Source organism: Sphingomonas ginsenosidimutans, from assembly GCF_002374835.1.
GTDB lineage: Bacteria > Pseudomonadota > Alphaproteobacteria > Sphingomonadales > Sphingomonadaceae > Sphingomonas > Sphingomonas ginsenosidimutans.
Genome location: NZ_NWVD01000001.1, coordinates 412,640 through 437,842, shown reverse-complemented (window position 1 = coordinate 437,842; position 25,203 = coordinate 412,640). Strand labels below are relative to the sequence as shown.

Here is a 25,203-nt window from a genome sequence, read left to right as displayed (position 1 = left end):
TTATATTTCAAGCGAAGCGAAAGAGGGTCGGGGCGTCTTTGTGCGACAGGAAAATGCCGGGAACGCATCCCACGGGTCCGAAAACATCGTGGCGGCAATGGATTGACTCGACTCGCATCATGAGAACAAAATAGGAACTATTGTCCTTCCTGGGAGTCGTGCCACCCGTGACCTGTCCGAGCGTCCTCGAATCGCTGCGCGCCACGCTCCGCGCCATCGAAGGCGACGGCCATCGCCGCCGTGCGGTGCTGCCCTTCGGTGCCGAGGCGATCGATTCGCGGCTGACGGACGGCGGGCTGCGGCTGGATGCGCTGCACGAGGTCGCCGCCGCCACCCCGGCGCTGGGCGACGATGCCTCCGCCACGCTGTTCCTGGCCGGGATCGCGGCGCGCGCGTGGGGGCCGGTGCTGTGGGTGGTGCGCCGCCGCGACCTGTTCGCGCCCGGCCTCTACCAGTCCGGCCTGTCGCCGGAGCGCGTCCTCTATGCCGAGGCGGCCGACGATGCCGAGGTGCTGGCGCTGATGGAGGAAGGATTGCGCCACCGTGCGCTGGGCGCGGTAATCGGGGAGACGCGCCGCGCCGCGATGGCCTCGACCCGCCGGCTGCAACTGGCGGCCGAGGGTGGGCGGACGATCGCACTGCTGCTGAAGCGGCACGCGCGTGAGGATGCCGACCCCTTCGCTGTCCCGTCCGCCGCGGTCACGCGCTGGCGCATCGCCTCGGCTCCCTCAGCGCCGCTGCCGGTCGCGGGAATCGGGCGCGCGCGTTGGGACGTCGCGCTGGCGCGGCAGCGCGGCGGCGAATCTTTCCAACTGCTTGTGGAGGCATGCGATGAAACGGGTCGCATCGCTCTACCTGCCCGACTGGTCGATCGACCGGCTGCGGCGGGCGGAGCCGGCGCTCGCGCCGCCGCCTGAGCGCGTGGCGCTCGATCTTGCCGCGCTCAAGGCGGCGAGCGATGCCGAACAGGGCGGCAAGCAGTGCGATGCGCCGCGCAACAGCGGCTGGCGCCCCGGCGCGAAATGGGCGCGGGAGGAAAGCGGCGTATGGGGCGGCGACACCCGCGCCGACGTCGCCCGCCGCATCGCCGCGCTGCCCGCGCACCAGCGCCCGCCGATGCGCGAGATGGGGCGCCGCAGCGAGGCGGCCGACCATCCGTACAAAAGGCTGCCCGGCGATGACGGCGGCAAGGCGAGCGGCTGGCCGGAACCCGCCGGGGTGCCGGTGCGCAGGACGGACGCAGGAATGCGCGCGCCCTGCCCCGATCCGCTGCCTTCGCACCGTCATCCCGGCGAAGGCCGGGATCCCTCGCGGCAAGAGGACTGCCGACGCCACGCAGGACCCCCAGCCTCCGCTGGGGTGACGAAAGGAGCGGGCGCGCCCGTTCCCCTCGCCACCTGGCGCACGATGCCCGCGATCCGCTACCCCGGCGACGGCCCCCATCCCGACAAACTCGCCGCGAAGGAGCGCCGTCCCGGCTCCAACGACGCCGGCGCGACGGTGAAGGATGTCGCCGCCTTCTTCGACACCGGACGCAGCACCGCGGACACGGTCGCGCGCGTCTGCCCGCCCGATCCCCGCAGCGCGCCGCCCGCGGCCGGCGATGGCGCCGCGCCGCTCGTCACCGTGCACAAGATCGGCAGCCGGGTGGAGATCACCGCCGCCTCCCCCGCCGCGCGCGCGCTGGGGATCGCGCCGGGCATGGCGCTGACGCAGGTGCGCGCCGCGACGCCTGACGTGGTGGTGCGCGATGCCGATCCCGATGGCGACGCGCGCGACCTCCACCGGCTGGCGGTGGCGCTGGCGCAACGCTGGACCCCGGTGGTGGCGATCGCGGATGCGCAATCGCTGTTCCTGGACGTGACCGGCGTCGCGCATCTGCATGGCGGGGAAGCGCGGATGGCGCGGCGGATCGTGCGGCTGCTGGCGCGGCTGGGGATCACCGCGCGGCTCGCGATCGCCGACACGACCGGCGCGGCCTGGGCCTGCGCGCATCATGCGCGGCCCGGCGCTGGCGGAGTGACGGTCCTGCCGCCCGGCGAAACGATCGCCGCGATCGCGCCGCTGCCCGCCGCCGCGCTGCGCGTGGAGGATCATGCGCTCGAACTGCTGCGCCGGCTGGGGGTGGACACGGTCGGGCAGCTGGCGGCGCTGCCCCGCGCGCCGCTGGTGCGCCGCTTCGGGCGGCAGGTGGCCGACCGGCTCGACCAGGCGAGCGGGCGAGTCGCCGAACCGCTCGCCCCGGTCGTACCGCCGACCGCGATCGTCGTGGAGCAACGCTTCGCCGAGCCGCTGCTGACCGCCGAGCCGATCGCGCACTGGATCGCCCGGCTGGTCGCGCGGCTGTGCGACGAACTGGCGCGCGCCGGGCGGGGCGCGCGATCGGTGGTGCTGGCGGCAACGCGCGTCGATGCCGCGGTGCAGCTGGTCCGCGTCGGGCTGGCGCGCCCCACCCGCGCACCCGACCACCTGCTGCGGCTGCTGGTGCGGCGGATCGACCGGCTCGACCCCGGTTTCGGGATCGAGACGCTGGCGCTCCACGTACAGCGCGCCGATCCACTGGGCGCGCAGGCGTTCGACGACGATCTGGCGGCGGGCGAGCGCCCCGATCTGGCGCCGCTGGTCGATGCGATCGTCAACCGCATCGGCGCGCGCCGGCTGTGGCGTGCGCGCGCGGTGGAAAGCGACGTGCCCGAACGGTCGGTGGCCACCGCCGCGCCGCTCGATCCGCCGGCGCCCGCCGCCGCGGCGCCCGCCCGCGACGACGTGCGCCGGCTCGACCGGCGCGGGCGCGACCATCCGTGGCACCCGCGCTGGCCGCGCCCCGCGCGGCTGCTGCGCCGGCCCGAACCGGTCGACAATGTCATCGCCGGCCTGCCCGACCAGCCGCCGCGCCGCTTCACCTGGCGCGGCATGACGCACCGCATCGTGCGCGGCGACGGGCCGGAACGGATCGCCGGCGAATGGTGGCGCCGCGCCGCCGAACGCGATGCGGTGCGCGACTATTATCAGGTGGAGGACGAGGATGGCCGCCGCTTCTGGCTGTTCCGCCGCGGCGACGCCGAACGCATCGAAACGGGCGACCTGTCATGGTACATGCACGGCACCTTCGGCTAGGCGGCGACAAGGCGTCCGCAGCGGCTTGCGCGCCTGTGGGCCGGTGGATGCGGGAACGGTGCCGATCGCCGCTAGGCGCGCGCGTCGATCGCGCCGACGTGCCCGGCGGCGGCATAGGCGAGGATCTTTTCGTCCGCGGTCAGCACTGGCAGGTGCAGGCCGCGTGCCGTGGCGATCACGATCCGGTCGCCCGGGTCGCCATGGATGCTTCCCGGCAGAAGACCGGCATCGATCGCCGTCGCGAGTTCCAGTGGCGCCAGTCGGAAGCCGGGACTTGCCAGGATGTGTCCGAACCAGGCATCGACCGCCAACCCCAGCGACACGCGATCCTTGTCGACCAGCATCGCGATTTCCCATGGGACGATGGCCGGGATGTAGACGCCATCGACGCTCCGCGATTCCTCGATGATCTCCCTCGCCGTCGCGCCGAGCCGTGGATCACCCTGAACCAGCCACACCAGCGCGTGGGTGTCGATGACGATCATCGCGCGCGATACAGTTCGTCCGGATTGTTCGCGTCCCATTCCTCCGGCGCCACCGCCGGGCTTAAGGGATCGTCGAAGCGATATTGCGGATGGCGCAACATCCCGAACGCCGACGCGCGGGGCGGCTGCTGTCCGACCCGTCCTTCCCCCTTAGCCGTCAGCGTCAGCGACGGCTTGCCGCGCCGCGTAATCGTCAGCGGTTCGCCGCTGCGCTCCATTTCGTTGAGCAGCGCGATGCACTTCGCCTTGAACTCGGTGATGCCGACGATCTTGCCCATGCCCACCTCCAACCGACCATTTGATATAGTCATTTCGCGTCGGATACGCCAGTGACGTACAGCGAGCTGCAGGTCACCACCCATTATTCCTTCCTGCGCGGCGCTTCATCGTGCGAGGAGCTGTTCGCCACCGCCGCACTAATGGGGATGCCCGCGCTGGGGATCGTCGATCGCAATTCGGTCGCCGGCGTGGTGCGCGCGCTCTACGCCAGCGAACAGGTGGCGAAGGACGGCGCCGCCGTGCGCGCGCTGCCCGGCTGCCGGCTCGATCTGGTCGACGGCACGTCGCTGCTGGTCTGGCCGCAGGATGCCGCGGCGTGGAGCCGGCTGACGCGCCTCCTGTCGCTCGGCAAGAACCGCGCCGATGCGCAGCACGGCGAAAAGGGCCGCTGCTTCCTCCACTGGGACGATGTCGCGGCGCATGCCGACGGCATGGTCGCCGCGCTGGTGCCGGGGGAGGATGACGCACGCGCGCTGCGCTGGATGGCGGAGCTGTTCCCCGATCGCGGGCACGTCTGCCTGACGCACCGCCGCCGCCCGGGCGAGGCGCTGCGCCTACACGAAGCGGCGCTGGCGGCCCGCGCGCACGGCCTTTCCCCGCTCGCCACCGGCGAGGTGCTCTACCACCATCCCGACCGGCGGCGGTTGCAGGACGTCGTCACCGCGATCCGCGAGAAATGCACGATCGACGATCTGGGCCTGCGCCGCGAGCGCCACGCCGACCGCCATCTGAAACCGCCCGCCGACATGGCGCGGCTGTTCCGCCACCATCCCGATGCGCTGGCGGCGGTGGAGGCGATCGTCGAGCGCTGCACCTTCTCGCTGCGCGACCTGACCTATCATTACCCGGATGAGGAGGTGATCCCCGGCAAGACCGCACAGGACGCGCTGGCGACGCTGGCATGGAACGGCCTGCGCCAGCGGTTCGGCGCGCACCCGCCGCGCGCCTATGTCGACCTGCTGAACCACGAATTGGGGCTGGTCGCGAGGATGGACTATGCCCCCTACTTCCTGACCGTGAATTCGATCGTGCAGTTCGCGCGCAGCCAGGAGATATTGTGCCAGGGGCGCGGATCGGCGGCCAATTCGGTGATCTGCTTCGCGCTGGGCATCACCTCGATCGACCCGGTCAAGCACCAGCTGCTGTTCGAACGCTTCGTGTCGGAGGAACGCCGCGAGCCGCCCGACATCGACGTCGATTTCGAACACGAACGGCGCGAGGAGGTGATCCAGTTCATCTACGACCATTACGGCCGCGATCATGCCGCACTGACCGCGGTGGTCAGCCGGTTCCGCACCCGCGGCGCGATCCGCGAGGTGGGCAAGGCGCTGGGCCTGCCGGAGGACATGACCGGCGCGCTCGCCAGCCAGGTATGGGGCTGGTCGAACGAGGGCGTGCCGACCGAGCATGTCGCCGCGCTCAACCTCGACGCGGGCGAACCGCGGCTTGCGCTCGCGCTCGAACTGGCGCGCGAGCTGATCGGCACCCCGCGTCATCTGTCGCAGCATCCCGGCGGCTTCGTGCTGACCCGCGCACCGCTCCACGATCTGGTGCCGATCGAACCCGCCGCGATGGTCGATCGCCACGTCATCGAATGGGAAAAGGACGATATCGAGCAGCTGGGCTTCATGAAGGTCGATATCCTCGGCCTGGGGATGCTGGGCTGCATGCGCCGCGCCTTCGACCTGCTGGAGGCGCACAAGAGCATCCGCATGACGATGGCCAGCCCGGTGATGCAGGAGGACGATCCGGCCACCTATGCGATGATGCAGCGCGCCGACACGTTGGGCGTGTTCCAGATCGAAAGCCGCGCGCAGATGAGCATGTTGCCGCGGATGAAGCCGCGCGAATTCTACGACATCGCGATCCAGGTCGCGATCGTGCGGCCCGGCCCGATCCAGGGCAACATGGTCCACCCCTATCTGAAGCGGCGTGAGGGCAAGGAGGCGGTGGAATATCCCAGCGAGAAGCTGCGCACGGTCCTGCAAAAGACCCTGGGCGTGCCGCTGTTCCAGGAACAGGCGATGCAGGTCGCGGTGCTGGGCGCGGGCTTCACTCCGGGCGAGGCGGACCAGTTGCGCCGTGCGATGGCGACGTTCAAGCTGACCGGCGGGGTCGCGCATTTCCGCGAGCGGCTGATCGCCGGAATGCGCGCCAACGGGATATCGGAGGCGTTCGCCGAGCGGCTGGTCCAGCAGATCGAGGGGTTCGGCAGCTACGGCTTTCCCGAAAGCCACGCCGCCAGCTTCGCGAAGATCGCCTATGCCTCGTCATGGATGAAATGCCATCATCCCGACGTCTTCTGCGCCGCGCTGCTCAATGCGCAGCCGATGGGCTTCTACGCCCCGGCGCAGATCGTGCGCGACGCGCGCGAGCACGGCGTCGTGATCCATCCGGTGTGCGTGCTGGAAAGCGAATGGGACACGTCGCTGCTTGAGCCCTCTCCCCGCCGGGGAGAGGGTTTGGGTGAGGGGAAAACGTCTCACCGGGACCAGGGTAGCTGCAGCACGCCGCCGCGAACCGACGGCGCGCGGTGCGATCTGCGGCTGGGGCTACGCATCGTCACCGGCCTGTCGGGCGCGGACGCGGGGCGAATCCTGACCGCGCGGGCGCAGACGCGCTTCACCTCGGTGGAGGATATCTGGCGCCGATCCGGCGTGCCGCTCGCCACACTGGAAAAGCTGGCGCGCGCCGATGCCTTCCATGCGCTGGGGCTGGACCGGCGGCAGGCTTTATGGGCGATCCGCGGGCTTGGCGAGACGCCGCTGCCGCTGCTCGCCGCGGTCGAACGGCGCGAGGAGCCGGTCACGCTCGCCCGGCTTACCGGCGGGCGCGAGGTGGTGGAGGATTACCGCGCCACGCAATTGTCGCTGCGCGCGCATCCCTTGTCGTTCCTGCGCGCACAGTTGGCGGCACGATGCGTGGTGCGCTGCGCCGATCTGGCCGCGCACGACGGCAAATGGGTGGAGGTCGCCGGGATCATCCTCGTCCGCCAGCGCCCCGGCTCGGCCAAGGGCGTGCTGTTCATCACGATCGAGGACGAAACCGGCGTCGCCAACGGCATCCTGTGGCCCGACCGGTTCGAGGCGCAGCGCCGCACCGTCATGTCCGCCGCGATGGTATCCTTGCGCGGGCAGGTGCAGAAGGAAGGCGCGGTGATCCACGTCATCGTCGATCGCGTCACCGACCTGACGGGCATGCTGCGCGAGGTGGGGGAGATCGACCTCCCCCGCCTGGTCGCGCGCGGCGACGGCGCGACGCATCCCGGCGCCCCCGATCGCGGGGACAAGGGCTACAAGGACAAGCAATGGCGCCCCGCCCCCCGCTCCGACTATCACTTCCGCGACCGGGCGGAAGACGTCATCCCGATCAAGAGCCACGATTTCCACTGAGGACCAGTCCGCGCCGCGCCTGACGGCTCACAACCGCGCGAGCCAACCCCAGAATCCGGGCACCGCTTCCGCCTTCGGCTTGAGCAGGATCGCCCGGATCAGCGCGATGCTCAACAGCACCGGCGCGGTATAAACGATGGTCGCGCGATAGCCAGCAAAGTCGCCATGTTCGAAAGCATCGCCGACCATCCACCAGCTCAGCCGGAACGTGGACCACGCACCATAAGCGATCACCGCCATCTGCACCAACGGCGCGTTCCACAACGTCTTCGCCGCCGCAGTCACCTGCCTGATAACATTCTTCACGATCATTCTCCCTGCTGACGGCGCAAGGATATCACTGTGGAGAAGCACACCCCCACCACCAAATGTTCATATGGTGTTCTTTATTCGCTTGCGTATCTTGTCGGATCGTGAACGTTCATGTGGCGGTCGCCCGCTCGTCATACCGCCGCCGCGCCACGACCACGTCGGGCATCCGCGTCTCGGCCCAGTCGATCATCAGACGCAGCGCCGCGATCAGGTCGGCACCCAGCGGGGTCAGGGCATAGCTGACCGTCACCGGCATGGTCGGCGCAACATCGCGGCGCACCAGCCCGTCGCGTTCCAGCGCGCGCAGCGTCTGGCTCAGCATCTTCTGCGAAATGCCGCCGACCTGCCGCTTCAGTTCGTTAAACCGGCAGTCGCGGTCGGCCAACAGGATCAGAACCAGCACGCTCCATTTGTCGCCTACCCGGTCCAGCAGTTGGCGCGTCGGGCATTGCGCCGCAAATACATCGCCGCGTGTCCATTCGGGCAAACGCTCGGTTACGCCGGGGTGACCAGATGCGGGTAAGGTGCCTTCTTGCATGCTCCGGTCACCATAGCCAATCAGGTCACTATTGGAAACCTAGGAGTCGAGATATGAAGGTTGCCGTACTGGGCGCCAGCGGACGCGCCGGATCGCAGATCACCAGGGAACTGGCGGCGCGTGGACATCAGGTGACTGCAGTCGCGCGCAAGCCGCAGGCGATCGCCGCCGCGCCGGGCGTCACCGCCGTCGCCGGAGATGCCGCCGATCCCGCCGCGCTAACCGCGCTGATCCGCGGGCATGACGCGGTCGTCAGCGCATTGCACTTCGACGTCACCGCCGACACGCTGCTGTCCGCGCTGCGCGCCGCCGGCGTGCCACGCCTGCTGGTGACGGGTGGCGCCGCCAGCCTGGAGGTCGCTCCCGGCCAAAGACTGATCGATTCGCCCGATTTTCCCGACGAATGGCGCGAATTCGCGATGGGCGGGATCCGCTTCCTCGACGCGCTGCGCGACGAGACAGGCATCGACTGGACGTTCTTCTCGCCCGCCGCGCTGATCGAGGAGGGACCGCGGCTCGGCCATTATCGCACCGGCACCGATCGCCTCGTCACCGATGCGCAGGGGCAGAGCCGGATCAGCTTCGCCGATTATGCGATCGCCATGGCGGACGAACTGGAACAGCATCGCCACCCCCGCGCCCGCTTCACCGCCGCCTATTGAGGCAAATTGCGCGCCGCTCAGCGCGCAAACCGCTCCTGCAAGGCGCGCGTGACGCCGTTGGTCCAGCCGAAGCCGTCCTGCGTCGGATATTCGCCGCCGCCGCCGGGGCGGCTTTCCTCGACGTCGTACTTCTCCAGCAGCTTGCCCGACGCGCGATATTCGCGCTCCACCGTCGCCAGGAAGCGCGTGCCGATCATCCGCGCCACGTCGTCGCGGCCGTATCGCGCCACGCCCCCGACCGCGATCCATTGCAGCGGCGCCCAGCCGTTGGGCTTGTCCCATTGCTGCCCGGTCGCCACCGTCGTGGTACGCAGGCCGTTGGGCGCCAGCAGCACGCGCGCGATCGTATCGGCGGCACGCGCGCCGCGACCGGGCGCGGCGACCCCGGTGAACAGCGGATAGGCGGTCGCCGCGGTCACGCCCGCGCGCAGCCGCCCGGCGGTCAGGTCGAAATCGCCGTAGCGCCCCTCGTCCGCGCTCCACAGCCAGCGTTCGATCGCGGCGCGGCGCGTGTCCGCCATCCGGTCGAAATCGCCTGCACAGGCCCGGCCCAGCGCGCGGCACCGCGTCGCGATCGCGCGCTCCATCCCGTAGAGCAGGCTGTTGAGATCGACCGGCACGATCCGCGTCGTGTCGATCGTCGCCAGCGTCCGCCCGTCCGCCAGCCAACGCGAGGAAAAGTCCCAGCCGCTTTCCGCGCCCGCGCGCAGGTCGTTGTACCGCTGCCGGTCGCCCGCCCCGGTCTCCACATCCTCGCGCCACGATTCGTCGCGCGGGGTGAACCGCGCGTCGCCATAACGCTGCAACGTCGCGCCATCGGGCATCGCGACGCTGCGCTGCGCGATCCAGAAACCATGTTCGGCGATCAGCGCGTCCAGCCAGCGCGCCTGCGTCGCGCGGTCGACATCGGGGACCAGCCCCATCATCAGGTACAGGAACGGCGGCTGCGATCGGCTGACGTAATAACTGCGCGTGCCGTTGGGGACATGGCCGTAGCGCGCGACCAGCGACACGAAATCCTCGATCATGTCGCGCGTCAGGTCGCCGTGGCCGTCCGACTCCAGCCCCAGCATCGTGAAATAGCTGTCCCAATAATACATTTCGCGGAACCGCCCGCCCGGCACCACATAGCGCCGCGGCAACGCCAGCGCGGAGGAACCGGCCCGCGGCACCAGCGGCGGGCGCGTCAGCTGCGGCCACAGCGCGCGGATATGGTCGGCCAGCGGCGGGCGCTCGGCGCTGGGCGCGACGGTCGGCGCCTCCGCCGGCACGTCGAAATTGGCGAGCACGAACGCCTTCAGCGCGGCATCGTCGGCGGGCGGGGCGGCGCGATAATCGGCCATGATCGCGGCGGGATCGCGCCGTGGCACCGCATCGACGAAGGTCTTCCCGTCGGCGAAGATCCGCCGCATCTGTACGGCCTGGAACAGCGTGCCGTACAGATCCGCCGGGGTCGCGGGCGCGGCCAGCGGCGGCGCGGTCACCGGCGGACGCGCCGCCGGCTGTTCGACGCACGCCGCCGCGACCGCCGCCAGCGGCAACACCTTCCATGCCCGCATCGTCAGGCGACCGTCTGTTCGATGGTGCCGAAGATCGGATGGTGGCGATCGTCCTCCGCCCAGATGCGCACGGTGTCGCCCTTCTTCAGGAACGGCGTGGTCGCGGTGCCGGTGCGGATCGTCTCGACGGTGCGCACCTCCGCCAGGCAGCAATAGCCGACACCGCCATCGGCCACCGGACGCCCCGGCCCGCCATCGGCGTCGCGGTTCGACACGGTGCCCGACCCGACGATCGTCCCCGCGCCCAGCGCGCGCGTCTTCGCGGCGTGCGCGATCAGCGTGCCGAAGTCGAACGTCATGTCCTCGCCCGCCTCCACCCGGCCCAACGGCGCATCGTTCAGGTCGACCATCAGCTTGCGGTGCAGCTTGCCGCCCTGCCACCAGTCGCCCAGCGCATCCGGGGTCACGAACACGGGGGAGAAGGCCGACGCCGGCTTCGACTGGAAGAAGCCGAAACCCTTGGCTAGTTCGCCGGGGATCAGGTTGCGCAGCGACACGTCGTTGGTCAGCCCGACCAGCCGCACCGCCGCCAGCGCCTCCTCGCGGCTCGCGCCCTGCGGCACGTCGCCGGTGACGACGACCACCTCGGCCTCCATGTCGCAGCCCCACGCCTCGTCCGCGAGCGGGATCGGGTCGCGCGGCGCCAGGAAGCCGTCGGAGCCGCCCTGGTACATCAGCGGGTCCTGCCAGAAGCTGTCCGGCATCTCCGCCCCGCGCGCCTGCCGCACCAGCGCGACATGGTTCACATAGGCCGAGCCGTCCGCCCATTGATAAGCGCGCGGCAGCGGCGCGTCGGCGGCGTGCTCATGGAACCGCTCACGCGGGATCGCCTCGTTGCGCAGGTCGGTCGCCAGCAGCTGGAGATGCGGCGCGATCCGGTCCCAATCATCCAGTGCCGCCTGCATCGTGGCGCAGATATGCGAGGCGTCAGCATACCATGCCAGATCGTCGGAGACGACGACGAGCTGCCCGTCGCGCCCGTGCTTGAGACTAGCCAGTTTCATGCGCAACCATCTCCTTCGCGCTCGTCGTAACCCGAACGATCCGATCGCGCTACCGTCGACGTCGCGATGCGGGCCCTATCGCCCCGCCATAACAAAAGTTACTTGACCCGCCGCGCGCGTCCCCCATGATAAGCGCAACCTATTATCCGGAGGGGATATCATCATGACGCTCGACACGGTCGCCGGCCGCTTTGCCTATACCGAGGATCACGAGGCGTTCCGCCAGACGGTCCGCAGCTTCCTGGCCAAGGAAGGCGTGCCGCACGTCGACACCTGGGAACGCGAACGTCTGGTGCCCAAGGCGTTCTGGCAAAAGGCCGGGGAGATCGGGATGCTGTGCCCGACCGCGCCGGAGGCGTATGGCGGCCTGGGCCTCGATTTCGGCTATAACGCGATCGTCGACGAGGAAATGGCCTATGCGGGCGTCCCCGCGGGCTTCTCGCTCCAGTCCGATATCGTCGCCGGCTATATGGAGACCTACGGCTCCGAGGAGCAGAAGAAGGAATGGCTGCCCAAGATGGTGTCGGGCGACGTCATCACCGCCATCGCGATGACCGAACCGGGCACCGGCAGCGATCTTCAGGCGATCCGCACCACCGCGCGCAAGGATGGCAACCACTACGTCATCAACGGCTCGAAGACCTATATCACCAACGGCCAGAACACCGATCTGACGCTGGTCGTGGCGAAGACCGATCCCGACGCACAGCCGGCGTGGAAGGGCATGTCGATCATCCTGGTCGAAAGCGACCGCGAGGGGTTCAGCAAGGGGCGCAAGCTCGACAAGATCGGGCAGGACGCCGCCGACACGTCGGAGCTGTTCTTCGAGGACGTGCGCGTGCCGATCACGAACTGCCTGGGTGAGGAAGGCATGGGCTTCGTCTATCTGATGAGCCAGCTGCCGCAGGAACGGCTGTCGATCGCAGTCAGCGTGATGGCGTCCTCACAAAAGGCGTTCGACGACACGGTCGCCTTCGTGAAGGATCGCAAGGCGTTCAAGGGCGTGGTGTTCGATTTCCAGAACACGAAATTCGTGCTCGCCGATCTGAAGGCCAAGCTGCAGGTCGGCTGGGCGCATCTCGACTGGGCGATCGCGCGCCACCTGAAAGGCGAGCTGACCAACGAGGAAGGCGCCGCGGCCAAGCTGTGGCACACCGACCTGCAATGGGAGGTGATGGACAAGTGCCTGCAATTGCACGGCGGCGCGGGTTACATGAACGAATATCCGATCGCGCGGATGTGGCGCGGCGCGCGCGTCAGCCGCATCTACGGCGGCACGAACGAGATCATGAAGGAAGTGATCGCGCGCAAATTGTGACGCCCGCTCCGATGGCGACGCCCGCGCCATCGCGGGTGTCGCTGTCATCTGTCCGTCACACACGGTAAAGTCCGTCTTCACATCATCGCGTTACTGCCTTCCCCGCAACGCAGGCGGGGTGGTCGGTCGATGGGACGCGGGATGGAAGGTGACAGGCTGGTCGACCGCGACACCGTTGCGCCCGACTGGATCACCCATCGCCACGCACTGCCCGACGATGCGCCGCTGCTCGATGCGGTGCATCTGCTGCGCGCGCATCCGACGCTGCGGCTGATCGCGATCGTCGATGACGAGGGGCGACCGACTGGCGCGCTGCTGGAGCGCGACGTGCGTCCGCTGCTGTTCAGCCCGTTCGGCTATGCCCTGTTATGCAATCGCAGCCTGTCGATCGGCGTCGCGTCGCTGCGTCGTGCCTGCCCGGTGGTGGAGGCGGGTGCCCCCGTCTCGCTCGCGCTTGAGCGTATCCGCCGCACCGACGACGGTGGCGAAGGACTGGTGATGACGGCCAAGGGGCGGTTCGTCGGCGTGGTCGACCAGCAGGCGCTGTTGACCATCGCGGCGCGGCGCGACCGTGCGATCACCGCCGCCCGCACCGCGCGCGCCGACCGCATCGACCGGCTGTCGGCCGAGTTCCAGGACGACGCGCACCGACTGATCGCCGGGCTGGGGCAGGCCGCCACCACGGTCGAGGAGACGGCGGAGCGGATGACGGGACGCGCCGGCGACATTGGCCGGCGCACCGTCGAAGTGGCCGGCGCGATCGGGCAGGCCGCCACCAGCCTGGGCGGCATCGCCGAACGCGGCCGCGCGCTAACGGGTTCGCTCGACGCGGTCGAACGGCGGATGGCCGATGCGCAGGACGCGACCCGCCGCGCGGTCGATCAGGCGGACCGCAGCGCCGGGCAGGTCGCCGCGCTGACCGACGCCGCCGAGGCGATCCACACGGTCGTCGCGCTGATCGATTCGATCGCGCAGCAGACGTCGATGCTGGCGCTCAACGCCGCGATCGAGGCAGCGCGGGCGGGCGATGCCGGGCGCGGCTTCACGACCGTCGCCGGGGAGGTGAAGGCGCTGGCCGAACAGACCCGCCACGCCGCCGCCGGGATCACGGGCCATGTCGGGCGGATCCGCGAGGCGATCGGCGACGTGTCGGACGGTCACGCCGCGGTCGCCGCCGCGGTCGGCGCGGTCGACGCGCTGTCGGCGAGCGTGATGGAGGCGGTGCGCGAACAGGGCGCCGCGGCGCGTGTCATCAGCGACAATGTCGACGATGCCAGCCTTGCGGCGGCGCATATCGAACGCAACATCGCGACCATCCTGGACGGGACGCGCGGTGCCGACAGCGATGCCGGCGCGATGCGCGACCTGGCGCATGACCTGGCGACGCGCAGCGCAACGATCGACGCACGGCTGGCCGCGTTCCTTGACGGGCTGACCGCGGCCTGAGGCGTCAACCCGCCAGCAACGCGCGCACCTTGGCGGACAGCGCCTCCATCGCGAACGGCTTCGTCACCAGCGCCATGTTCGGCGCCAGCTGGCCGTTGCCGATCACCGCATTTTCGGCATAGCCGGTGATGAACAGCACCTTCAGCCCCGGGATCAGCGCCAGCGCCGCATCCGCCACCTGCCGCCCGTTCATGTCGCCCGGCAAGCCCACGTCGGTGACCAGCAGGTGCGGCCGCGCGCCCGCGTGCAGCAGCCGCAGCGCGCTCGCACCGTCGCCCGCCTCCAGCATGGTGTAGCCCAGCTCGGACAGTATCTCGATCGCCAGCATGCGGATCGTCGGTTCGTCGTCGACGACCATCACGGTCGCCCCGTCCCGCGCGACCGGCGCATCCTCGACCGCGCGCACGGCGGCATCGTCCGCCGCGGCGGCGCCGTAATGCCGCGGCAGGTAGATGCACAAGGTCGTGCCCTGCCCCGGCTCGCTGTAGATGCGCACCTGCCCTCCCGACTGGCGCGCGAAACCGTAGATCATCGACAGTCCCAGCCCGGTCCCCTCGCCTAGCGGCTTGGTGGTGTAGAACGGGTCGAACGCGCGCGCCTGCACCTCGGCGCTCATCCCCGTGCCGGTGTCGGTGACGCACAGCGACAGATATTGCCCCGCCGGCAGATCGCGCGCCGCGGCGGCGCGCTCGTCCATCCATTTGTTGGCGGTCTCGATCGTGATCCGCCCGCCGTCGGGCATCGCATCGCGCGCGTTCAGGCACAGGTTGAGCAGCGCGTTTTCCAGCTGGTTGGGATCGACCAGCGCCGGCCATAGCCCCGCCGCGCCGACCACCTCCAGCGAAATCGCGGGGCCGACGGTGCGGCGGATCAGTTCCTCCATCCCCTGGATCAGCCGGTTGACGTCGGTCGGCTTGGGATCCAGCGTCTGGCGCCGCGAAAAGGCCAACAGCCGGTGCGTCAGCGCCGCCGCCCGCCGCGTCGCGCTCTGCGCCGCGCTGACGTAGCGGTCCAGCTCGCCGACGCGCCCCTGCGCGACCCGCACTTGGATCATCTCCAGTGCGCCCGAGATGCCGGTCAGCAGGTTGTTGAAATCATGCGCCAGTCCGCCCGTCAGCTGGCCGACTGCCTCCATCTTGTGCGCCTGGCGCAGCTGCGCCTCGGCCACCATCAGCTCGGCGGTGCGCGATTCCACCGCCTGCTCCAGCCGGGCGTTGAGCGCGGCCAGTTCGAGTTCGGCGCGCCGCCGCTCCACCGCATCGCGGGTGCGTTCGGCCACCTCCCGCACGAACATCAGCTCGTCGGACAGCCACGGGCGCGGCACCGCATGGTTCAGGTACAGCAGCGCGACGAACCCGCCGCGTTCGGTGATCGGCATGTTGATGAACGACATCGCCGCCAGCTCGCGCAGCCCCTCGGCGGTGTCGCGGGTGCGCGCATCCTCGCGCACGTCCTCGATCGCGACGGTGACGCCGCGCTTCAGATCCTCGATATAGCTGCCGTAGTCGCGAAACCGCAGGATCGGCGGCAACGGCGCGATCCCCGTCGCGCAGAAAGCGCGCTCGGTCGTGATCGTCTCGGCGATCGGGTCGACGATGCCGTAACCGGCGCGGCTGACCTCCAGCGCGCGCCCCAGCACCTCCGCCGCCGCCAGCGCCAGGTCGCCCGGATCGCCCGGTTCGCGCAGCCGGTCGCCCAGTTCGACGATCGCCGCCAGCCGCAGCTCGCCGCGCTTGCGTGCATCGATGTCGAAACTGACGCCCGGAAAGCGCACCGCACGGCCGGCGTCATCGCGCTCGACCCGGCCCTGCGCGGCCAGCCAGCGACTGCGGCCGCCATCGCCGACGACACGATATTCCTGTTCGAACACGCCCCCCGATGCGATCGCCGCCCCGATCGCCGCGCGCACCCGGTCGCGGTCGTCGGGATGGATACCGCCGAAGAATTCCGCCAGCGGCGCGCCCATCGCCGCGACGTCCGCGGGCACGCCGTACAGCGCCGCGAAGCCCGCGTCGGACGTCACCCGATCGGCGACGATATCCCAGTCCCAGCGCCCGACGCTGGTGGCATCGGCCTGGCGGCGGGCCGGCGACGGGGGGGCGGGCGAAAGGGTCATGATCAGGTACAGGACTTACAAGTTGTGGGAGACAGGGGCTGAACACGACAGCTTCGCGGTAGTTCACCGGTGCGGGCGATCTTTGCGATCACCTTGACTTTTTGCGCCGCACCATTCACATGGAGCAATATCGAGACGTCGGCAGCGTGATCGGGCCCCGTGCCCAGGCTCCGTTTCGGTCAGTATGTTCACCGGCTTCCCAAGTCACGCGGGGTGTCATCTTCTCCCCGCCACCGACGCGCTTCAGCGCGTCGGGTCGGCGTCGTACAGGATTGTATTTCATGCCTTTTTCCGCTCTCGGCCTTGCCGAGCCGCTCGTCCGCGCGCTCGCCGCGAAGGGCTATAACGAACCCACTCCGATCCAGCGCGACAGCATCCCGACGCTGCTGGAAGGCCGCGACCTCCTGGGCATCGCGCAGACCGGTACCGGCAAGACCGCGGCGTTCGTGCTGCCGTCGATCCAGCAGCTGGTCGCCGCCAACAAGCGCGTCCTGCCCACCCATTGCCGGATGCTGGTGCTGGCCCCCACCCGCGAACTGGCCAGCCAGATCGCCGACAATGCCCGCGGCTACGCCCAGTTTTCGAAACTGTCGGTCGCGACGGTGTTCGGCGGGACCAGCATCAACAAGAACCGCACCGACGTGGCGCGCGGCGTCGACATCTTGGTCGCCACGCCGGGCCGGCTGATCGACGTCGTCGAGCAGGGCTATCTGAACCTGTCGATGATCGAGATCCTGGTGCTCGACGAAGCCGACCAGATGCTCGACCTGGGCTTCATCCACGCGCTCAAGAAGATCGTGCGGATGCTGCCCCGCAAGCGCCAGACGCTGTTCTTCTCGGCCACCATGCCGCCGTCGATCCGCCAGCTGGCGGATCAGTTCCTGACCGATCCCGCGACCGTCAGCGTCGTGCCGCAGTCGACCACCGCGGAGCGGGTCGACCAGTCGGTGATCTTCTGCAACCAGCAGGAAAAGCAGGCGCTGCTGACGATCCTGCTGAAGGACATGCCGATCGACCGCGCGCTGGTGTTCACCCGCACGAAGCATGGCGCCGACCGCGTCGTGAAGCTGCTGGCCGGCAACGGCGTCGCCGCCAGCGCGATCCACGGCAACAAGAGCCAGCCGCAGCGCGAGCGTGCGCTGGCGTTGTTCAAGTCGGGCGAGGTGCCGATCCTGGTCGCCACCGACATCGCGGCGCGTGGCATCGACGTGTCGGGCGTCAGCCACGTCTTCAACTTCGAACTGCCCAACGTGCCGGAACAATATGTCCACCGCATCGGCCGCACCGCGCGCGCCGGGGCGAGCGGCGAGGCGATCGCCTTCTGCGCCGAGGATGAGCGTCCGTATCTGAAGGATATCGAAAAGCTGACCCGCCAGAAGGTGCCGGTCGCCGCGCTGCCGGAGGATTTCCTGCGCCGTGCCGAGGCGATCAAGGCCGAGCGCGTGAAGGCGATCGGTGCCGATCCCGCCCCGCGTGAGGATCGCCCGCGCGGCGCCCGTCCGCCGGCACGCCCGAAGGCGACGCATCAGCCGCGCGCGACCGGCGGCACGCCCCAGGCACGCGGCCAGAATGCACGCGGCGGCCAGAACGGCGGCGGCGGATCGTCGCAGCCGGGCGAAAGCCGCTACGCCAACGCCAGCCGTCGCCGTCGTGGCGGTCGCGGTCGTGGTGCCGGCGGCGGCGGCGGCGCGGCGCGCCCGACGGCCTGATCGCGCGCGGGGCGGGCGGCGGCGTTCGCGCCGGTGGCCGCTTCGCCCGCACCGCTCAAACGGAAACGGCGGCCCCCGCGTCCCGGGTGCCGCCGTTGTCGTGTCCGCGGATCAGCGCGTCGCGTTATACTTGAGCTGGTCCGGGGTCAGCTGGAACCCCACCAGCGCCTCGAACGTGGCGGAGGCGACCGCGGCGCGCACCTCGGGGCTGGCGAGCGGATCGACCGCCGCATCCTCGTCGCCCGCCTTGCGCTTGCGGGTCAGCCGGTCGCGCACCTCCTGCGGCAGCGTGGCGAGCGCGCGGCTGACCGCTGTGGTCGCCTCGGTCGAGGCCGTGGCGCGGCCCTGCCCGGCATCGAAGTGCAGCTGCACCTGCCCGACGCGCTTGGCGACGACATTGCTGCCGCCGCGGGTGATCGCGATGAAATAGGGCAGCGTCACGTCGCGCGGCGCATCGGTGCGCGTACGCCGGGCGTCCACCTGGAAGGTGACGCGGGTGATGACGTCGTCGCCCTGATCGTCGCAGGTCGATCGCACGTCGCTCATCGCGGCGACGACGTCGATCGCGCTGGCGTCGCGGCTGGCGGGCGGATCGAACAAGGTCACGTCGCCGGTGCCCGCGGGCACGCCCACGACCGGGCATGCCGAGCGGACCGAGGTGATGCCCACGCCGCCGGTGAGGTCGATTTCCCCCTTTTTCGCGCAACCGGCGGCGATGAGGAGGAACAGCGGGGCGGCGAGCGAGCGAGCGGTCACGAAAATATCCCGGACTGTTGGGCACGTTGGGCACATACGGTTCGGGGCCGCTCCCCGCCAGACGGCAGGACACGGCCCCGGATCGTGGGCCACCATAGGAACCGACTATCGCCGGAGCAAGCATTCGCGTAAGCGCAGCGGCATGGCCGAAACCGCAACTGACCGCCGCCCGCTGGAGCTGCTGATCGCCGCGCCGCGCGGCTTCTGCGCCGGGGTGGACCGCGCGATCCGCATCGTCGAACTGGCGATCGAGAAGCACGGCGCCCCCGTCTATGTCCGGCACGAAATCGTCCACAACAAGTTCGTCGTGGATTCGCTGAAGGCGAAGGGCGCGGTGTTCGTCGAGGAGCTGGACGAGGTGCCCGACGGCGCGCCGGTGGTCTTTTCCGCGCATGGCGTGCCCAAATCGGTGCCGGCCGCGGCGCAGGACCGGGGCCTCGACTATCTCGACGCCACCTGCCCGCTGGTGTCGAAGGTGCATCGCCAGGCCGAACGGCTGGTCGCGATGGGGCGGCACATCGTCTTCATCGGCCATGCCGGCCATCCGGAGGTGATCGGCACGTTCGGACAGGTGCCGGACGGCGCGATGACGCTGGTGGAAACCGTCGCCGATGTTCAGACGATGACGGTGCCCGATCCGGCCAATCTCGCCTTCCTGACCCAGACGACGCTGTCGGTGGACGATACCGCAGCGGTCGTCGCCGCGCTCCAAGCGCGCTTCCCCGCGGTCCAGGCGCCGCGTGGCGAGGATATCTGCTACGCCACCTCCAACCGGCAGGCGGCGGTCAAGGCGATCGCCTCGGCGTGCGACGCGGTGCTGGTGATTGGCGCGCCCAATTCCTCCAACTCGCTGCGGCTGGTCGAGGTCGCGGAGCGGCAGGGGATCCGTGCCGCGCTGATCCAGCGCGCCGCCGATCTCGACTGGTCGTTCCTCGACGGGGTCGGCACGCTGGGGATCACCGCGGGCGCGTCCGCGCCGGAACTGCTGGTGCGCGAGCTGGTCGACCTGCTCGCCACGCGCTTCGCGGTGACCGAGCGCGAGGAGGAAACCACGCGCGAGACGATCTCGTTCAAGCTGCCGCGCGGGCTGGACGCCGCCGAAGCCGCGTGACGCCCGCGCGCCGGCCCGTTCGCGGCTGGCGCCCACCTGACCACCGGAGGCCCCGGCGCGCGCCGGGATGACGTGACACCATGGCAGTCTATACACAGGTTTCCGCGGAGGCGCTGGCCGCTTTCCTCACGCGCTACGACGTCGGCGAACTGGTGTCCGCCAAGGGCATCGCCGAGGGCGTGGAAAACAGCAACTATCTGGTCGACACCACGGCCGCGCGCTTCATCCTGACGCTGTACGAAAAGCGCGTGTCGGCGGACGACCTGCCGTTCTTCATGGCGCTGCTCGATCATCTCGCCGACAAGGGCCTGCCCGTACCGCCCGCGATCAAGGATCGTGGCGGGGTCGAGATCCAGGAACTGGCGGGCCGCCCGGCCTGCCTCATCAGGTTCCTGACCGGCGTGTCGGTGTCGCATCCCACGCCGGCGCAGGCGCACGCCGCCGCCCGCGCCATGGCCGACATGCACATGGCGGTCGCCGATTTCGCGCCCACCCGCGCCAATTCGATGGGCATCGCCACCTGGCGCCCGCTGCTCGAGCGGATGGGCGCCGACATGGACGCGATCGACCCCGGCCTGTTCGCGCGCGTCGACGCGGCGCTGCGCGAGGTGGAGGCGGCATGGCCCGCCACGCTGCCGGTCGGCGCGATCCATGCCGATCTGTTCCCCGACAACGTCTTGATGCTGGGCGATACGGTCAGCGGGCTGATCGACTTCTATTTCGCATGCACCGACGTGCGCGCCTATGACCTGGCGATCATGCATTCGGCATGGACCTTCGATGCGACCGGGCGAACCGCCGACGCCGCGATCGGCGCAGCGTTGCTGGCCGGCTATGCCGACGGCGCGGCGCTGTCCGCGGCGGAGCGCGCGGCGCTGCCGCTGCTGGCGCAGGGCGCCTGCATCCGCTTCCTGCTCAGCCGTGCGTGGGACTGGCTGCACACCCCCGCCGACGCGCTGGTGATGCGCAAGGATCCGCTCGCCTATGCGCGGCGGCTCGACTGGTATCGCACCCATCCGGGCGCCTTCGCATGAGCGGCGGCGAGGAACTGACCCTGGTGGAGATCGCCACCGACGGCGCGTGCAAGGGTAATCCCGGCCCCGGCGGCTGGGGGGTGCTGATCCGCGCCGGCGCGCATGAGAAGGAACTGTCCGGCGGCGAGCCGCTGACCACCAACAACCGCATGGAGTTGATGGCCGCGATCGAGGGGCTGAACGCCCTGACCCGCCCGTGCCGCGTCCGCCTGTCCACCGATAGCCGCTACGTCATGGACGGGCTGACCAAGTGGATCCACGGCTGGCAGAAGAACGGCTGGAAGACCGCCGACAAGAAGCCGGTGAAGAACGCCGAACTGTGGCAGGCGCTGCTGGAGGCATCGCGCCGCCACCGTGTCGAATGGACATGGGTGAAGGGCCACGCCGGTCATCCCGACAACGAACGCGCCGACCGGCTGGCCAGTGACGCCGCAGTCGCCGCTGCCGCGCGCCGCTAGAGCGGTTTCCGACCGATCTGCGCCGTCGTGACGGAGCCGATGTTGGTTCGTGGCCAGGAGTGAGGAAGGAACGGGGCTTCGCCCCCGTGACGGACGATCGACGCCGCCGCGGGCCAACATCGGCCCGCCCCGAAGGGGTTGCGTCAGGAAGGCCGCTGGACGTCGTCGCGGCGCTCGTAGGGGCAATTAGCCCCTGCTTCGCGCCGCTCCTCGCCAGCAACCTTCCTGACGCAATCACGATGGTGCAGATCGTTCGGAAACCGCTCTAGGCCGGCATCAGCCGAACCGCCCCGGCGCGTAACGGTCGGCGTCCACGCCCGGCGGCATCGCACCCTGTCCCAGCAGCAACGCCGCGCCGATCGCGGCGGCGGCCGGAGCGGTCTGGATGCCGAACCCGCCCTGCCCCGCGAACCAGAAGAAGCCCGACAGTCGCGGATCGGCGCCATAGACCGGCAGCCGGTCGGGCGCGAAGGACCGCAGCCCCGCCCAGCGCCGCTCGACCCGCGTGACGCGCCAGTCGACCGCGCCCTCGAACCGGTCGATCGCGATCGCCACGTCGATCTCCTCCGCGGCGACGTCATGCGGTTCCACCGGATGCTCGTCGTGCGGGCTGAGCCACAGCTTGCCGCCTGCTTCCGGCTTGAAATAGAAATCGCCGCCCAGATGGTTGACGAACGGCATCCCGGCGGGCGCGGCCGGATCGGTGGCCAGCTGCACCATCGTGCGGCGGTACGGGCGGATGCCCAGCGGCCGCGCGCCCGCGATCGCCGCCACCGCATCGGCCCAGGCCCCGGCGGCGTCGACCAGCGTGGCGGCGCTGAAGGTACGGCCATCGCGCATCGCCAGCTGCCACGCCCCGTCGCGCCGCTCCGCCGCGGCCAGCTGCGCGCCCGTGACCAGCTGTGCACCTGCGCGGCGCGCCTGCGCCAGCGCATCGGTATGGAGCTGGCCTACGTCGATATAGGCGCAGCTCGGCTCCCACACGCCCAGCGTCCACCCGTCGCGCAGGCCCGCCACGCGCGCGGCCGGGTCGACCGCCTCCAGCACCACCGGCGTGCCCGCGAACTCCGCCAGCAGCGCCGCCGCCGCGCGCTCGTCCGCGTCCGCGCGCCCGACATGCAGCGCGCCGAGCGGATCGAGATAGCCCCCGTCGCGCAGCGGCGCCTCCGACGCGGTGGTCAGCGGCTGGATACCCGCGCCGCCATAGGTTTCGGACCAGAAGGCCGCCGACCGCCCGGTCGCGTGATAGCCGGGGGTATCCTCCCCCTCCAGCAGCAGCACGCGCGCGCGCGTCCCGATCGCGGCGGCCAGCGTCGCGCCCGCGATCCCCGCGCCGACGATCGCAATGTCATGGGTCATGCCACCGGCGCCCGCTCGTCCAGGAAGGCATCGATCGCCGCCAGCGCGCGGTCGCGCACCGCATCGCGCTCGCGCAATATCTCATGCGCGGCGTCGGGAAAGCGGATCGCGCGCGCATCGGGCAGCCGCGCGGTCGTCGCGATCGCCGCGCGCGGATCGACCAGCGCGTCGCGATCCGCCACCAGCGTCAGCACCGGCACCGTCACCTGCGCCAGCCGCGGGTCGGCGCGCAGCGCGGCGGTGCCGGCGAACGCCTGCGCCAGCCACGCCCAGCTCGGCGGGCCGAGTTTCAGCGACGGGTCGTGCGCGAACCAAAATGCCTCGTCGTCATAACGGTCGGTGTCCCCGGTCAGCAGCGCGCGGCGATCGGGCGCGCCGGGGCGCTCGCCCTTCCACGCCGCGCGCGCGGGATTACCCATTGCGGCGATAATCCGCGCCGCCAGCCCGCCGATCGGCGCACCCACCGGAGAGCGCAGCCCCAGCATCGGCGCGACCAGGACCGCGGCATCCGGCGCGACACGGCCCTCCACCATCGCGCGCAGCGCCAGATAGCCGCCCATCGAATGCCCCATCAGCACCGCCGGGCCGGCGCGTCCCGCCCGCCAGTCGCGCCAGAAACCCGCCAGATCGTCGATCCACGGCGCGAACGACGCGCAATGGCCGACGTGCGGATCGGCGCCCAGCCGCCCCGATCCGCCCTGCCCGCGCCAGTCGAACGCGGTCACCGACCAGCCGGCGGCATGCCAGTGATCGAACGATTCCAGATACTTCTCGAACATGTCGGCTCGTCCGGCCTGGAACAGGATCGCGCCACGCCCCGCCCCGTCGCGGTCGAACCGCCGCACCGCCCAGCCGTCCGCCGCACGCCAGTACGTCACGCGCGCATCGGGCGGGATGGCGCGCGCCACCCGCTGCATCGGCGAGGGATCGGGGGCGGTGTCGATGGTCATCGGGCGTGGTTACGGTTTCTCAAACCCTGTCGTCTAGCGGTCCTCGCATGGGATGGAACATTCTCTCCTGGGCGTTGCCCGCGATCATGGCGCTGCTGCTGCTGTCGGCGGGGATCCAGGATGCGCGCACGCGGGAGATCGCCAACTGGAAGAACGCCGCGATCGCGCTGATGGCGCCATTGTGGTGGGTGGCGATCGGGCTGGACCCATGGCCCGGCATGGCGATCCAGCTGAGCGTCGCCGCGTTCGTGTTCGCCTTGTTCGTCGGCGCCTTCGCGATCGGCCAGATGGGCGGGGGCGATGTGAAGCTGATCGGCGCACTGGCGCTGTGGCTGGCGCCGTTCCGGCTGCTCGACATGCTGCTGATGATGTCGCTGGTGGGGGGCGCGCTGACGATCGTGTTCATGATCGAACGACGCTGGCGCCCGCGCGAGGGGCCGGTCGAGGTGCCCTATGGCGTGGCCATCGCGGTGGCCGGGCTGCTGATGTTTCGCGAACCGCTTCTTAACCAGTTTACCCAATAATCGCCTGAAATCTTTCAACGACCTGGCGCGAACCCGAGGGACAAGGATCAGATGGACAGTCGCAAGGTGATGATGCTGCTGGGGGCGTTGCTGGTGGCCGCGGTGACCGCGTTCGCCGCACGCTCGCTGGTGGCGGGCGCGGCCGCGCCGGAGGCAGCCGCCGCCGCGCCGGTCGTCATCGACGGGCCGGAAGTGCTGGTCGCGACGCGCGCGCTGCCGGTCGGCACGATCCTGGATGCGACCGCGCTGAAGTTCCAGCCCTGGCCCAAGGATCTGGTCGAGAACGCCTATTTCAAGCGTGAGGGCACCGATCTGTCGAAGCTGATCGGCACCGTCGTGCGCCTGCCGGTCACCGCCGGACAGCCGGTCACGCAAGGCCAGCTGGTCAAGCCCGGGGATCGCGGCTTCCTGGCCGCCGCGCTCGGGCCGGGGATGCGCGCGGTGACGGTGCCGGTGTCGGCGCAGACGTCGGTCGCGGGCTTCGTGTTTCCGGGCGACCATATCGATCTGATCCTGACCCAGTCGGTCAGCGCCAACGACGGCCCCGCGCTGAAGACCAGCGAGACGGTCGTGCGCAACCTGCGCGTGCTCGCCACCGATCAGCGGACCAGCGACGACAAGGACGACCAGGGCAATACCGTGGTGCGCACCTTCTCGACCGTCACGGTCGAGGCGACGCCGCGTATCGCCGAACAGATCGCGGTCGCGCAGACCATCGGCACGCTGTCGCTGTCGCTGCGCTCGCTCGCCGACAATGCGTCCGAACTGGAACAGGCGATCGCATCGGGCGCGGCCAGCGTCGGCGACAGCAAGGATCCGCGCGCCGAAAAGGCGATGATCGACAAGCTGGCGAACACGCCGCAGGCCGGCAATTCCACCTATGTCGTCGGCGCCGACGTGTCGCGGTTCCAGCGCCGCTCGGTCCCGCCGCTGGTGGCGCCGGCCGCCGGCACCGCGGTCACGGGCACCGCAGGGCCGGGCAGCGGCGTGCCGGGCGCACCCATCGTGGGGCCGGTCGTCCGCGTCACCCGCGGCAACAGCGTGACCGAGGTTCCGGTCGGGGGGAAGATTTAA

22 protein-coding genes are annotated in these 25,203 nt (G+C 70.2%); 12 read left to right on the top strand and 10 right to left on the bottom strand.

Annotation, left to right across the window (positions count from 1 at the left end):
* Positions 1-167 precede the first annotated feature (167 nt).
* Positions 168-917 carry an ImuA family protein gene (locus COA17_RS01870; protein ID WP_231738939.1) on the top strand — a complete coding sequence of 250 codons (750 nt, stop codon included), beginning with the start codon at positions 168-170 and terminating at the stop codon, positions 915-917.
* The gene (locus COA17_RS01865) at positions 832-3,117 is read left to right on the top strand and encodes a Y-family DNA polymerase (RefSeq protein WP_245857350.1); all 2,286 of its coding nucleotides are present in this window, start codon (positions 832-834) and stop codon (positions 3,115-3,117) included. The genes COA17_RS01870 and COA17_RS01865 overlap by 86 nt, the downstream gene beginning before the upstream one ends.
* Before the next feature lie 71 nt (positions 3,118-3,188).
* On the opposite strand, the gene COA17_RS01860 is transcribed toward COA17_RS01865, so the two are convergent.
* Positions 3,189-3,602 (bottom strand): type II toxin-antitoxin system VapC family toxin, encoded by a 414-nt coding sequence (locus COA17_RS01860; RefSeq protein ID WP_096609827.1) that lies wholly within the window; start codon positions 3,600-3,602, stop codon positions 3,189-3,191.
* Positions 3,599-3,880, bottom strand: coding sequence for a type II toxin-antitoxin system Phd/YefM family antitoxin (locus tag COA17_RS01855; RefSeq protein WP_176484760.1), 282 nt, complete (start codon positions 3,878-3,880; stop codon positions 3,599-3,601). Before COA17_RS01855 ends, COA17_RS01860 begins: the two co-directional genes overlap by 4 nt.
* Before the next feature lie 51 nt (positions 3,881-3,931).
* Here COA17_RS01855 and COA17_RS01850 point away from each other — a divergent pair, with 51 nt between their 5' ends.
* Positions 3,932-7,273 (top strand): error-prone DNA polymerase, encoded by a 3,342-nt coding sequence (locus COA17_RS01850; protein WP_096609825.1) that lies wholly within the window; start codon positions 3,932-3,934, stop codon positions 7,271-7,273.
* 27 nt (positions 7,274-7,300) lie between these two features.
* Here the strand turns inward: COA17_RS01850 and COA17_RS01845 are convergent, their stop codons facing one another.
* Both COA17_RS01845 and COA17_RS01840 read right to left on the bottom strand, forming a co-directional pair.
* Positions 7,301-7,579 (bottom strand): hypothetical protein, encoded by a 279-nt coding sequence (locus COA17_RS01845; RefSeq protein WP_141397002.1) that lies wholly within the window; start codon positions 7,577-7,579, stop codon positions 7,301-7,303.
* A 115-nt stretch (positions 7,580-7,694) separates the two neighbouring features.
* The gene (locus tag COA17_RS01840) at positions 7,695-8,072 is read right to left on the bottom strand and encodes a winged helix-turn-helix transcriptional regulator (RefSeq protein WP_066490368.1); all 378 of its coding nucleotides are present in this window, start codon (positions 8,070-8,072) and stop codon (positions 7,695-7,697) included.
* 104 nt (positions 8,073-8,176) lie between these two features.
* On the opposite strand from COA17_RS01840, the gene COA17_RS01835 reads away from it, so the two are divergent.
* A complete protein-coding gene (locus tag COA17_RS01835) occupies positions 8,177-8,785 on the top strand; it encodes an NAD(P)-dependent oxidoreductase (RefSeq protein ID WP_096609819.1) in 609 nt (202 codons plus the stop codon).
* 17 nt (positions 8,786-8,802) lie between these two features.
* Here COA17_RS01835 and treF read toward each other — a convergent pair whose 3' ends face one another.
* Together treF and COA17_RS01825 are read right to left on the bottom strand one after the other, a co-directional pair.
* Positions 8,803-10,344 (bottom strand): alpha,alpha-trehalase TreF, encoded by a 1,542-nt coding sequence (treF, locus tag COA17_RS01830; RefSeq protein ID WP_096609817.1) that lies wholly within the window; start codon positions 10,342-10,344, stop codon positions 8,803-8,805.
* A gap of 2 nt (positions 10,345-10,346) precedes the next feature.
* Positions 10,347-11,348, bottom strand: a complete 1,002-nt coding sequence (locus COA17_RS01825; RefSeq protein WP_096609815.1) for a fumarylacetoacetate hydrolase family protein — start codon at positions 11,346-11,348, stop codon at positions 10,347-10,349.
* Positions 11,349-11,511: 163 nt separating this feature from the next.
* On the opposite strand from COA17_RS01825, the gene COA17_RS01820 reads away from it, so the two are divergent.
* Together COA17_RS01820 and COA17_RS01815 are read left to right on the top strand one after the other, a co-directional pair.
* The gene (locus COA17_RS01820) at positions 11,512-12,666 is read left to right on the top strand and encodes an acyl-CoA dehydrogenase family protein (RefSeq protein ID WP_096609813.1); all 1,155 of its coding nucleotides are present in this window, start codon (positions 11,512-11,514) and stop codon (positions 12,664-12,666) included.
* 141 nt (positions 12,667-12,807) lie between these two features.
* Entirely contained in the window at positions 12,808-14,112 is a 1,305-nt protein-coding gene (locus tag COA17_RS01815; protein WP_176484759.1) for a methyl-accepting chemotaxis protein, read from the top strand.
* Between the two features lie 4 nt (positions 14,113-14,116).
* On the opposite strand, the gene COA17_RS01810 is transcribed toward COA17_RS01815, so the two are convergent.
* Entirely contained in the window at positions 14,117-16,228 is a 2,112-nt protein-coding gene (locus COA17_RS01810) for an ATP-binding protein (RefSeq protein ID WP_096609809.1), read from the bottom strand.
* A gap of 281 nt (positions 16,229-16,509) precedes the next feature.
* Here COA17_RS01810 and COA17_RS01805 point away from each other — a divergent pair, with 281 nt between their 5' ends.
* Positions 16,510-17,937, top strand: a complete 1,428-nt coding sequence (locus tag COA17_RS01805; RefSeq protein WP_096609807.1) for a DEAD/DEAH box helicase — start codon at positions 16,510-16,512, stop codon at positions 17,935-17,937.
* Positions 17,938-18,048: 111 nt separating this feature from the next.
* Here COA17_RS01805 and COA17_RS01800 read toward each other — a convergent pair whose 3' ends face one another.
* Entirely contained in the window at positions 18,049-18,693 is a 645-nt protein-coding gene (locus tag COA17_RS01800; RefSeq protein ID WP_066485369.1) for a hypothetical protein, read from the bottom strand.
* Between the two features lie 142 nt (positions 18,694-18,835).
* On the opposite strand from COA17_RS01800, the gene ispH reads away from it, so the two are divergent.
* From ispH to rnhA, 3 genes are all read left to right on the top strand, one after another.
* Positions 18,836-19,804 carry a 4-hydroxy-3-methylbut-2-enyl diphosphate reductase gene (gene ispH / locus COA17_RS01795; RefSeq protein ID WP_066485367.1) on the top strand — a complete coding sequence of 323 codons (969 nt, stop codon included), beginning with the start codon at positions 18,836-18,838 and terminating at the stop codon, positions 19,802-19,804.
* Positions 19,805-19,884: 80 nt separating this feature from the next.
* Positions 19,885-20,838, top strand: a complete 954-nt coding sequence (thrB, locus tag COA17_RS01790; RefSeq protein WP_066485364.1) for a homoserine kinase — start codon at positions 19,885-19,887, stop codon at positions 20,836-20,838.
* Positions 20,835-21,296 carry a ribonuclease HI gene (gene rnhA / locus COA17_RS01785; RefSeq protein WP_066485363.1) on the top strand — a complete coding sequence of 154 codons (462 nt, stop codon included), beginning with the start codon at positions 20,835-20,837 and terminating at the stop codon, positions 21,294-21,296. Before thrB ends, rnhA begins: the two co-directional genes overlap by 4 nt.
* Before the next feature lie 276 nt (positions 21,297-21,572).
* Here rnhA and COA17_RS01780 read toward each other — a convergent pair whose 3' ends face one another.
* Complete coding sequence (locus COA17_RS01780) at positions 21,573-22,655, bottom strand: NAD(P)/FAD-dependent oxidoreductase (protein ID WP_096609805.1); 1,083 nt, start codon at positions 22,653-22,655, stop codon at positions 21,573-21,575.
* Entirely contained in the window at positions 22,652-23,605 is a 954-nt protein-coding gene (locus COA17_RS01775) for an alpha/beta fold hydrolase (protein ID WP_245857349.1), read from the bottom strand. The genes COA17_RS01780 and COA17_RS01775 overlap by 4 nt, the downstream gene beginning before the upstream one ends.
* A 47-nt stretch (positions 23,606-23,652) precedes the next feature.
* Between COA17_RS01775 and COA17_RS01770 the strand changes: the two genes are divergently transcribed.
* Both COA17_RS01770 and cpaB read left to right on the top strand, forming a co-directional pair.
* Positions 23,653-24,129: an A24 family peptidase gene (locus tag COA17_RS01770; protein ID WP_096609803.1), complete on the top strand. Its 477-nt coding sequence runs from the start codon at positions 23,653-23,655 to the stop codon at positions 24,127-24,129.
* A 51-nt stretch (positions 24,130-24,180) separates the two neighbouring features.
* Positions 24,181-25,203: a Flp pilus assembly protein CpaB gene (gene cpaB, locus COA17_RS01765; RefSeq protein WP_066485358.1), complete on the top strand. Its 1,023-nt coding sequence runs from the start codon at positions 24,181-24,183 to the stop codon at positions 25,201-25,203.

Excerpts from the sequence above, each read along its gene's own strand:
- COA17_RS01780 (WP_096609805.1), bottom strand. The coding sequence starts at position 22,655 with ATGACCCATGACATTGCGATCGTCGGCGCGGGGATCGCGGGCGCGACG.
- thrB (WP_066485364.1), top strand. The coding sequence starts at position 19,885 with ATGGCAGTCTATACACAGGTTTCCGCGGAGGCGCTGGCCGCTTTCCTC.
- rnhA (WP_066485363.1), top strand. The coding sequence starts at position 20,835 with ATGAGCGGCGGCGAGGAACTGACCCTGGTGGAGATCGCCACCGACGGC.
- COA17_RS01860 (WP_096609827.1), bottom strand. The coding sequence starts at position 3,602 with ATGATCGTCATCGACACCCACGCGCTGGTGTGGCTGGTTCAGGGTGAT.
- COA17_RS01805 (WP_096609807.1), top strand. The coding sequence starts at position 16,510 with ATGCCTTTTTCCGCTCTCGGCCTTGCCGAGCCGCTCGTCCGCGCGCTC.
- COA17_RS01825 (WP_096609815.1), bottom strand. The coding sequence starts at position 11,348 with ATGAAACTGGCTAGTCTCAAGCACGGGCGCGACGGGCAGCTCGTCGTC.
- cpaB (WP_066485358.1), top strand. The coding sequence starts at position 24,181 with ATGGACAGTCGCAAGGTGATGATGCTGCTGGGGGCGTTGCTGGTGGCC.
- COA17_RS01770 (WP_096609803.1), top strand. The coding sequence starts at position 23,653 with ATGGGATGGAACATTCTCTCCTGGGCGTTGCCCGCGATCATGGCGCTG.
- COA17_RS01810 (WP_096609809.1), bottom strand. The coding sequence starts at position 16,228 with ATGACCCTTTCGCCCGCCCCCCCGTCGCCGGCCCGCCGCCAGGCCGAT.
- COA17_RS01775 (WP_245857349.1), bottom strand. The coding sequence starts at position 23,605 with ATGACCATCGACACCGCCCCCGATCCCTCGCCGATGCAGCGGGTGGCG.
- COA17_RS01865 (WP_245857350.1), top strand. The coding sequence starts at position 832 with ATGAAACGGGTCGCATCGCTCTACCTGCCCGACTGGTCGATCGACCGG.
- COA17_RS01820 (WP_096609813.1), top strand. The coding sequence starts at position 11,512 with ATGACGCTCGACACGGTCGCCGGCCGCTTTGCCTATACCGAGGATCAC.
- COA17_RS01835 (WP_096609819.1), top strand. The coding sequence starts at position 8,177 with ATGAAGGTTGCCGTACTGGGCGCCAGCGGACGCGCCGGATCGCAGATC.
- treF (WP_096609817.1), bottom strand. The coding sequence starts at position 10,344 with ATGCGGGCATGGAAGGTGTTGCCGCTGGCGGCGGTCGCGGCGGCGTGC.
- ispH (WP_066485367.1), top strand. The coding sequence starts at position 18,836 with ATGGCCGAAACCGCAACTGACCGCCGCCCGCTGGAGCTGCTGATCGCC.
- COA17_RS01815 (WP_176484759.1), top strand. The coding sequence starts at position 12,808 with ATGGAAGGTGACAGGCTGGTCGACCGCGACACCGTTGCGCCCGACTGG.
- COA17_RS01855 (WP_176484760.1), bottom strand. The coding sequence starts at position 3,880 with ATGGGCAAGATCGTCGGCATCACCGAGTTCAAGGCGAAGTGCATCGCG.